The following is an 8781-nucleotide window of genomic DNA, read 5'->3' as shown; positions in this document are numbered from 1 at the left end:
AAATTCGATTTACTGAGGTAATTTTGCGTCCGCACGCAACCATCGAAGCTGGTAATGATTTGGAAAAAGCACGCAGTTTGCACGACAATGCACATCATGTTTGTTATATTGCGAATTCGGTAAATTTCCCCGTGCTAAATGAAGCAACAGTTATCGAAGTCAAGGGTTCGGAAGTCAATAATTAAAAAACAGTCGCAACCGTTGAGGTAAAAATGTTAGTAAAAACCAAGTCAAAGTTTTATACTCCCGATGAGTACCGGCAATTAGAAGAAACAGCCGAGTTTAGAAATGAATATCGCGATGGAGAAATTGTAGAGATGACAGGTGGCACAATTAATCACAGCCAGATAATCGGTAATATTTATGCCTTCTTGAAATCTGCTTTGCGGGGAAAGAATGCAAGACCATTTATGAGCGATTTGCGGTTGTGGATTCCTCGATATCGACGGGGAACTTACCCGGATGTGATGGTAGTTGAAGGAGAATTAGTTTGCACTCCAGGACGCAAGGATGAGATACTCAATCCGGTACTGATTGTGGAAGTGCTTTCTAAGTCTACCAAGGATTTTGACCGAGAGGATAAGTTTCGGTTTTATCGATCGATTCCTGAATTCCGCGAGTACGTATTAGTCAGCCAACAAGAATTTTTAGTGCAACAATATATTAAGAATGAATCAAATCAATGGTTGTTTCAGGAATATGAGGGAGAGTCTGCAACAGTTTCTTTCACTTCGATAGGAGTGCAAATGTTGATGAGCGATATTTATGAGCTAGTTATATTTGAAACAGAGGAAACAGAAGTGCATCAGTAATTAGGTTCGTAGTGAGGACTTTAGTCCGCATCAATTTGGTTCGTAGTGAGGAATGCAAGTCCTATTCAAATAAGAGAGGACTGAAGTCCTCACTACGAACAATTATTAAACTCAAAGTAAAATCGCATGAATGTAATCTGGCTACTATTAAAAGCTTCTTGGTTGAATGTTTCTATCGCCATACTCACAGGCTTAATTAGCGGTGGTTGCAGCGCCCAATTAATTGCTCTCATCAACCGCGCCATCAGCGATAATTCCAATCAGAATTTAGTCTGGTATTTTGCTGGATTAGCAGTTTTAGCCCTCATCACCGGAGTTATTTCCCAATTTTTGTTAATCTACCTTTCTCAAGAAGCTGTTTACAATCTGCGACTGAGTTTAAGCCGAGGGATTTTGTCTTCTCCTTTGCGGCACTTGGAAGAATTGGGTGCTAATCGGTTGCTGGCTACTCTCACCGATGATGTGGGAACGCTTTCTAATACTATATTTTTGATTCCTTTTCTCTGCGTTGATATTGCCGTTGTGGTTGGATGTTTGACTTATTTAAGCACGCTTTCGGGGGTTGTTTTTGCTATTGTATTTGCTTTTTTGGGGCTGACAATTGGTACGGTACAGTTGCTACTCAATAAAATGCGGAAGTTTTTTGATTTGGCGCGGGCAGAACAAGATATATTGTTCAAGCATTTTCGCAGCATTACTGAAGGAATTAAGGAACTTAAACTGCATTCGTTGCGCCGTCAGGATTTTTTTGATGAAGAGTTACAGGTAAGCGCTGCTGATTCCCGCGATTACAATTTGCAGGCGCTGAATACCGCAGCAGTCGCGACGGGAGTCGGACAATTGCTATTTTTTATGCTGATTGGTTTGCTGTTGTTTGCTGTCCCGAAATTTGTGGCAGTTTCTACGCCTGTTTTGTCAGCTTATATTCTGACAAGTACCTATTTGATGTCTCCGTTTCAGAATATTTTGCAGAGGTTGCCGGCCATTTTTCGGGCTAATACTTCTGTGGAGAAGATTGAGAAAATGGGATTGGCTTTGGCGAGTCAATCTGAGATAACTGCTGCACTTCAACCAGTGAAAAATGCTGATTGGAAAATGCTGGAGTTGAAGGGGGCTACTCACAGCTATCCGGGAGATCGAGAAGATAGTAATTTTGTTTTGGGCGAAATAAGTTTAAAGTTTCATCCGGGGGAATTGGTGTTTATTGTCGGTGGTAATGGCAGCGGTAAGTCTACTTTTGCTAAGTTACTTACTGGTTTGTATATTCCTGAATCGGGAGAGATTCTCCTAGATGGACAGCCGATTGGTAATGAAAATAGAGAGTGGTACAGGCAACATTTTTCGGCTATTTTTTCTGATTTCTATCTATTTGAAAGGTTGTTGGGGATGACTAATCACGATTTGGACAATCAGGCGGCTGAATATCTGCAAGAGTTTCATTTGGATAATAAAGTTAAGGTGAAAGATGGAGTTTTGTCAACTACGGCTTTGTCTCAGGGACAGCGAAAACGGTTGGCTTTGCTGACTGCTTATTTGGAGGATAGGCCGATTTATTTGTTTGATGAGTGGGCTTCGGATCAAGATCCGTTTTTTCGGGATATTTTTTACAAGCAGTTGTTACCGGAGTTGAAGCGCCGCGGGAAAACGGTGTTTGTGATTAGTCACGACGATCGCTATTTCGATCTAGCCGATCGCGCAATTAAACTAGATTACGGTAAAATTGAGTATGACCGACAACATGGATAAGTACCGCATTGTGGAAACTTTGACTGAAAGTCAGGTTTCCGACTTGATGGATTTGTACAAAAACGAGTTTTGGTGCGACAAGCGGACGCGGGAGGATGTGGTGAGAATGCTGGCCGCGACTGATGTTATCATTGGTTTGGTCGATGAGGGCGATGGCGTCCCGCCCCGCAAGCTACGACTAATTGGCTTTACTCGCGTCATGACTGATTTTGTCTACAGAGGCACGATTTTGGATGTGATTGTCCACCCAACATACAGAAAGATGGGACTGGGTAAGGTGTTGATGGATGCAGTCTTAAATCATCCCCAACTTCAAGCCGTGGAGAATATTAGTCTTAATTGTTTGCCGGAAATGATCCCATTTTACAAACGCTGGGGTTTCACTGATGATATCGGTGAAATGAAGTTTATGCGAAAAATACGCTCAACTTAGTTTGTTTAAATCCCTAATTTTTCGCTAATTACTTCGGCTTTGAAACCTACTAAAACAGCCGTTCCATCTTTGACAAAAAGAGGACGTTTCAGCAGCATCGCATCTTTAGCAAAAGCATCCACCCATTCTGCATTCGTCCACTCTTGCTTCTCGTCGCCCAAGGCGCGGTAGGATTGGCCGGATGTATTTCGCATTGGTTTAAAACCCAAAGCAGCGACCCAGTTTTCAATTGTTTCGCGAGTTGGTGGCTGTTCTTTTGTGTTAATAAACTCGTAAGTAACAGCATTATCTTTGAGCCACTGAAAAGCTTTTTTGCAGGTGCCGCAGTTGGGAATTCCGTAAACTTGAATTGACATAATATTTGGGAATTGGGAATTGGGAATTGGGAATTGGGAATTGGGAATTGGGTCGAAAAGCATTGGGCATTGGAAGCAACAAATAACCAATAACCAATAACTAATAACTAATAACTAATAACCAATAACTAATGACTGCTAACTAATCTAGCTTGTAAAATCCATTTTTGCACGCGATCGACTGAAGGAGTCAAATCATTGCGCTGCATTGTGGCTACGTGGAGTCTGAGGATTTGTTGGTGCAATCTCTCTACGGGCATTTGAGCCAATTGAGCGGCTGAAGCAACTCCTGCGTGCAGCAACAACCCGCAATACTGACACCCTACGCTGGGAATTCGAGCTAGCTCGGCCATTGCTACCCATTTGTTAACATATTGAATGTTTATCTGTAATTGATGTGCTAGCAACGATTTCGCAGCGGGTGTTTTCGTCATCCGAATCAGTTGTCCGATGGTGGTGATGCCGCATTCTTCTAGTTGAGATCGGTTTTCAGTGCTCAATCCCGGTAAGTGTTCGATCGGCCAGTCCCGTATTTGCACGGAATTTTTACGATCTTTGTCAGGAGTTTTCATGATTTTTTTCCGTGATTTTACTTATACTTTAAAGTCTACAATATACGATCGTCAATAGAGGCTATTACTCATGTCACAAAATCAACAACAACCAAACTAAGGATTTTGGCAGGTCGCGGGTGTTCAATTATTACTGTATTGCTTGTGAAGTAGCACTTTCAGGCTTTTTGTCCAGGCATTGTGTGAAGGTTCATGCTGAACAAAATTATGCCGGTGACGATCGCAAAGGCGAGCGAAAATATAGCACAAAGAGTGCAGCAAAACAGAAAATAAAGATTAGACTTTCCGCCAAAATGACTGCTAAATTTGTAGTTAGCACAAAAGTGCTGTAATGCCTATAATCAAAGGACTGAAGTCCCGATCGCAAACCGAACTCAAAATTATGAATTTTTACTCATGAAAATTACAAAAGATTATGCTTTGTTAAGGAACATTTTACACGAACGGCGGCAAAAACTGGCGAATTTAATTAATTTTCCGGTAATTCTGTGGTCTGGGCGCAGCATTCCTCGCAATTATCCCGCACTTGTTTATCCTTTTCGCGCCAGCAGTCACTTTCTATATTTTGCGGGTTTGCCCTTAGAAAATGCTGCGATTTGCTTAGAATCTGGGAAGTTAGAACTGTTCTTAGATGATGCCGATCCTAGCAGTACGCTTTGGCACGGGGAAATGCCGAAAAGAGCAGAAATTGCCGAACAAATTGGCGCTGATGCTGCTTACCCAATGAGTGAATTGAAAAAGCGAGGAACAAATGCAGCAACGATCGCCTTGCAGGATTCTTTGACTCTGTTGCAACAGTCTCAAATACTCGATCGCCCTTTGGCACCCGCGAAAACGCCAACAGGTATCGACCTAGAATTAACTCAGGCAATTATCTCTCTGCGTCTGAGCCACGATACAGCCAGTTTGGTCGAATTGCGTCAAGCTGCTGCTGTCACCGTAGCAGCTCACAAAGCGGGGATGGCAGCAACTCGAACAGCCAAGATTGAAGCGGGCGTGCGCGCTGCAATGGAAAGTGTCATCATCTCACAAAATATGACTTATGCGTATCCCAGTATCGTGACGGTGCAGGGCGAAGTTCTGCACAGCGAACATTATCACAATCCGCTACAAGCAGGAGATTTGCTGTTAGCAGATGTCGGTGCAGAATCGTCGATGGGATGGGCGGCTGATGTGACTCGCACTTGGCCTGTTTCTGGTAAGTTTTCGCCGACTCAAAGAGCAATTTACGACCTGGTTTTGGCAGCGCACGATGCTTGTATCCAGCGAATTGCTCCGGGCGTGGAATATCAAGATATTCACCTGTTAGCTGCTCGGATTATGGCTGAAGGATTGGTGGATTTAGAAATTTTGCGAGGAAATGTTGAAGATTTGGTAGAAAGCGATGCTCACGCCTTGTTTTTTGTGCACGGTATCGGACATTTAATTGGTTTGGATGTTCACGATATGGAAGATTTGGGAGATTTAGCTGGCTATGCAGCCGGGAGAAGGAGAAGCAGTCGGTTTGGGTTGGGTTTTTTGCGGCTGAATCGAGTTTTGCATCCGGGAATGCTGGTATCGATCGAACCGGGATTTTATCAAGTTCCAGCAATTTTAAATAATCCAGAAATTCGTGAGAAATATAAAGATTTGGTAAACTGGGATGAGCTGGAAAAATTCGCAGATGTGCGGGGCATACGCATTGAAGATGATATACTTGTGAGCGAAGAGGGTAGAGAAGTATTGACGGGGAAATTGCCAACAAAAGCTCTGGAGATTGAGGAGTTAGTTGCGGTGAGTGCATAGGTATCGATCGCCCGCAGTTCCATCAGGTATGACAACCATAAACAAATATGAATAAAGCTTGGAAAATAAGTTTTTTTGTGCTGGTCGAGAAACTAGCGACGCAAGTCCAAAAATTCGCAGCGCGGAAACTTGCACTCATTTTTCGTAAACGTGCAGTCGCGCCACCGCCGATGCAAGCTGCACCTTTACCTAGCAACGAAGCAGACAGGCTAAAAGCACTTCACCGCTACAACATTCTCGATACAGATGCTGACGAGGCTTTTGATGACTTAACAGCTTTAGCATCCTATATTTGCGGCACTCCTATTGCTTTAGTCAGTTTAGTAGATGCTAACCGACAGTGGTTTAAATCAAAAGTCGGTCTTGATGCGCCAGAAACTCCGAGAGAGTTAGCTTTTTGCGCTCACGCTATTTTAAATCCCAATGAATTGTTAGTTATACCTAACGCCCTAGATGACGATCGCTTTGCGGGAAATCCGCTAGTAACTTCCGATCCAAATATTCGGTTTTATGCTGGGGCGCCGTTAGTAACTCCTGATGGTTTCCCACTAGGCACTTTGTGCGCGATAGATACAGTTCCTCGCCATCTCACCCCAGAACAGCTAGAAGCCCTGCGGACTTTAGGAAGGCAAGTTATCAGTCAAATGGAGTTGCGCATTAATTATGCTAAATTAAAGCGCGCACAGATCAGACACAAACAAGTTGAAGCAAAACTCCGTTCTACTGACGAGCAAATCGTCAATTTTTTAGAAGGAATGAGCGATGCTTTTTTTGCTCTAGACCTCCAGTGGCGATTTACGTACGTCAATTACAAAGCATCGCAATTTTTGCAGCGCGATTCGGAAGAACTTTTTGGTAAAAATTTTTGGGAAGAGTTTCCTGATTTAGTAAGTTCGGTGTTTTATGAAGAATCTCATGAAGCTGTAGCCAAACAAGTTGGAGTAACTTTTGAAAAATATTATCGCCCCTTAAAAGTGTGGTTTGAAGTGCGGGCTTTTCCTTCTCACGATGGCATTTCTGTGTTTTTTCACGACATCACGAAGCGCAAGCAGATGGAATCGGCACTCAGAAAAGAACAAAAAAAAACTGAGGATTTGCTGCTAAATATTTTGCCTAGAGCGATCGCCCACAGGTTGAAGCACGAACCGGGAGTAATTGCTGACAAGTTTGAAAAAGCCACAATTCTTTTTGCCGATTTGGTGAATTTTACCCAAATTTCTACCACCATGTCCGCAACTAAATTAGTATATTTGTTGAATGAAATTTTTTCAACTTTCGACCACCTGAGCGAGAAACACGGTTTAGAAAAAATTAAGACAATCGGGGATGCTTACATGGTAGCTGGCGGCATTCCCCTGCAACGCCCAGACCACGCAGAGGCGATCGCCGAAATGGCGCTGGATATGCTAGAAGCAATTCGCGAATTAAATGTCAAGCTGGACGCAAAATTTGACATCCGCATCGGGATTAATAGCGGCCCGGTGGTAGCGGGGGTAATCGGGACTAAAAAATTTATTTACGACTTGTGGGGAAATGCAGTAAATACCGCTTCTCGCATGGAATCTCACGGCGTACCCGGCCACATTCAAGTTAGCTTCTATACTTATGACTTGCTGCAAGATAAATATGAATTTGAAGAGCGCGGCTTGATCGAGATTAAAGGTAAAGGGGAGATGCGGACTTATTTTTTGAAAGGTAGAAAAACAGGAACTGAGATGGAAATTGGAGAGTAAATAGTGAAGTAGGGTGCGTCAGCTAGCAAGATTGTCGCGCTCAACTGACAATCTCAGAACTGACGAACCATTCATTAGCTGGCGCGTCTGTTCTGAAATTAGGAGTGATGATTGAGAATTATCTTGCGTGACGCACCCTACCGCTAAGATTTGAAAGTACCTGAACAATCAGGCTCGATCGCTAGCCCAGGAAAACTGCCGCAGCAGATGAACCAAAAAAGATTATGCTATAGACAGAGATATCCGATCCATCCCATGAGCGGTACTCGATCTTATAAAAATATTAAATTGAAGTGTCGGAGCCTTTAATATGGTTCAATTTCATATTCAAACAGATAGCGATATCCCCGCATCTACGCAACTATTCAATCAAATCAGGTTTGCGATCGCCTCGCGCCAGTTTCCGCCCGGACACCGTTTACCCAGCACCCGACAGCTAGCCATGCAGACGGGTTTGCACCGCAACACCATCAGCAAAGTCTACCGACAGCTAGAAAATACCGGACTTGTAGAAGCTCAAGCCGGATCGGGGATTTACGTCCGCGCTCAAGGCCACGAAGGCGGCAGCAAACTCAAATCCCCGATCCTCGAAGAATATCCCCTTGCTAACAAAATAGTGCAAGAAAGTATGGATCAACTGCTGGGAGAGGGCTGTACGCTCAACCAAGCGAGGGAATTATTTTTGGCCGAAATAGACTGGCGGCTCCGGTGCAGCGCGCGAGTGGTCGTCACAGCCCCCACAGAGGACATCGGCGTGGGTGAGTTGATGGCAAAAGAGCTGGAACAAGCTTTGCTGATTCCCATCCAGTTAGTACCGATGGAAGAGTTAGGTACTTTTCTGGATAACATCTCTGCTGGAACTGTGATCACGAGTCGTTATTTTATCGGACAAGCGGAATCGATTTCGGCGCCGCGTTCGGTGCGAGTGATTCCCGTAGATATCTACGATTATGTGCAGGAAATCCAGCTAGTGGGGGGTTTGCCGAAAGACAGTTATTTGGGTTTAGTCAGCCTGAGTCCGGGAATGCTGCGATCGACCGAAGTCATCATCCACAGCATCCGCGGTGAGGATTTGCTGGTGATGACGGCTTTGCTGTCGGACGAGTACAAGATTAACTCGATCGTGCGATCGGCAAGAACAATTTTTTGCGATCAACCGAGTTTTGCTACAGTCAAAGCCGCGATTAACGCTGCCAGAGAGGATATTATTCGTCCCCCACAACTGGTATGCTGCGAAAATTACATCGGCTCTAAGTCGATTAATTTGCTCAAGCGCGAGTTGGGCTTGGGGTAAGTCAGTTGACAGTTGACAGTTGACAGTTGACAGTTGACAGTTGACAGTTG

At 44.0% G+C, this 8781-nt stretch carries 9 protein-coding genes; 7 read left to right on the top strand and 2 right to left on the bottom strand.

The genetic code is table 11. The features are described 5' to 3' along the window. The 4 genes from QT974_RS26650 to QT974_RS26635 all read left to right on the top strand — a co-directional run. The coding region (locus QT974_RS26650; protein ID WP_333471421.1) for an OsmC family protein at positions 1 to 185 on the top strand (185 nt) is incomplete at its 5' end. Positions 186 to 212: 27 nt separating this feature from the next. Then, positions 213 to 812, top strand: coding sequence for a Uma2 family endonuclease (locus QT974_RS26645; protein ID WP_333471420.1), 600 nt, complete (start codon positions 213 to 215; stop codon positions 810 to 812). A gap of 126 nt (positions 813 to 938) precedes the next feature. Next, positions 939 to 2558, top strand: a complete 1620-nt coding sequence (locus QT974_RS26640; RefSeq protein WP_333471419.1) for a cyclic peptide export ABC transporter — start codon at positions 939 to 941, stop codon at positions 2556 to 2558. Then, entirely contained in the window at positions 2539 to 2991 is a 453-nt protein-coding gene (locus QT974_RS26635; protein ID WP_333471418.1) for a GNAT family N-acetyltransferase, read from the top strand. Before QT974_RS26640 ends, QT974_RS26635 begins: the two co-directional genes overlap by 20 nt. A 5-nt stretch (positions 2992 to 2996) precedes the next feature. Here QT974_RS26635 and QT974_RS26630 read toward each other — a convergent pair whose 3' ends face one another. Beyond that, entirely contained in the window at positions 2997 to 3410 is a 414-nt protein-coding gene (locus QT974_RS26630; RefSeq protein WP_333471417.1) for a Spx/MgsR family RNA polymerase-binding regulatory protein, read from the bottom strand. A gap of 65 nt (positions 3411 to 3475) precedes the next feature. Further along, entirely contained in the window at positions 3476 to 3919 is a 444-nt protein-coding gene (locus tag QT974_RS26625; protein ID WP_333471416.1) for a DUF4332 domain-containing protein, read from the bottom strand. A 396-nt stretch (positions 3920 to 4315) separates the two neighbouring features. Here QT974_RS26625 and QT974_RS26620 point away from each other — a divergent pair, with 396 nt between their 5' ends. From QT974_RS26620 to QT974_RS26610, 3 genes are all read left to right on the top strand, one after another. Continuing rightward, positions 4316 to 5704: an aminopeptidase P family protein gene (locus tag QT974_RS26620; RefSeq protein ID WP_333471415.1), complete on the top strand. Its 1389-nt coding sequence runs from the start codon at positions 4316 to 4318 to the stop codon at positions 5702 to 5704. Positions 5705 to 5874: 170 nt separating this feature from the next. Beyond that, on the top strand, positions 5875 to 7437 hold the full coding sequence (locus QT974_RS26615) for an adenylate/guanylate cyclase domain-containing protein (RefSeq protein WP_442933216.1): 1563 nt from the start codon (positions 5875 to 5877) through the stop codon (positions 7435 to 7437). Between the two features lie 310 nt (positions 7438 to 7747). Next, the gene (locus QT974_RS26610) at positions 7748 to 8731 is read left to right on the top strand and encodes a GntR family transcriptional regulator (protein WP_333471413.1); all 984 of its coding nucleotides are present in this window, start codon (positions 7748 to 7750) and stop codon (positions 8729 to 8731) included. Positions 8732 to 8781 lie beyond the last annotated feature (50 nt).

The organism is Microcoleus sp. BM001215392 (assembly GCF_036700185.1).
Classification (GTDB): domain Bacteria; phylum Cyanobacteriota; class Cyanobacteriia; order Cyanobacteriales; family Microcoleaceae; genus Microcoleus.
This window is presented reverse-complemented; position numbering and strand designations above follow the sequence as displayed.

Bases quoted from the DNA above. Each gene is read 5' to 3' on its own strand.
- QT974_RS26640 (WP_333471419.1), top strand. From the start codon at position 939: ATGAATGTAATCTGGCTACTATTAAAAGCTTCTTGGTTGAATGTTTCT.
- QT974_RS26620 (WP_333471415.1), top strand. From the start codon at position 4,316: ATGAAAATTACAAAAGATTATGCTTTGTTAAGGAACATTTTACACGAA.
- QT974_RS26610 (WP_333471413.1), top strand. From the start codon at position 7,748: ATGGTTCAATTTCATATTCAAACAGATAGCGATATCCCCGCATCTACG.
- QT974_RS26635 (WP_333471418.1), top strand. From the start codon at position 2,539: ATGACCGACAACATGGATAAGTACCGCATTGTGGAAACTTTGACTGAA.
- QT974_RS26625 (WP_333471416.1), bottom strand. From the start codon at position 3,919: ATGAAAACTCCTGACAAAGATCGTAAAAATTCCGTGCAAATACGGGAC.
- QT974_RS26615 (WP_442933216.1), top strand. From the start codon at position 5,875: ATGCAAGCTGCACCTTTACCTAGCAACGAAGCAGACAGGCTAAAAGCA.
- QT974_RS26630 (WP_333471417.1), bottom strand. From the start codon at position 3,410: ATGCTTTTCGACCCAATTCCCAATTCCCAATTCCCAATTCCCAATTCC.
- QT974_RS26645 (WP_333471420.1), top strand. From the start codon at position 213: ATGTTAGTAAAAACCAAGTCAAAGTTTTATACTCCCGATGAGTACCGG.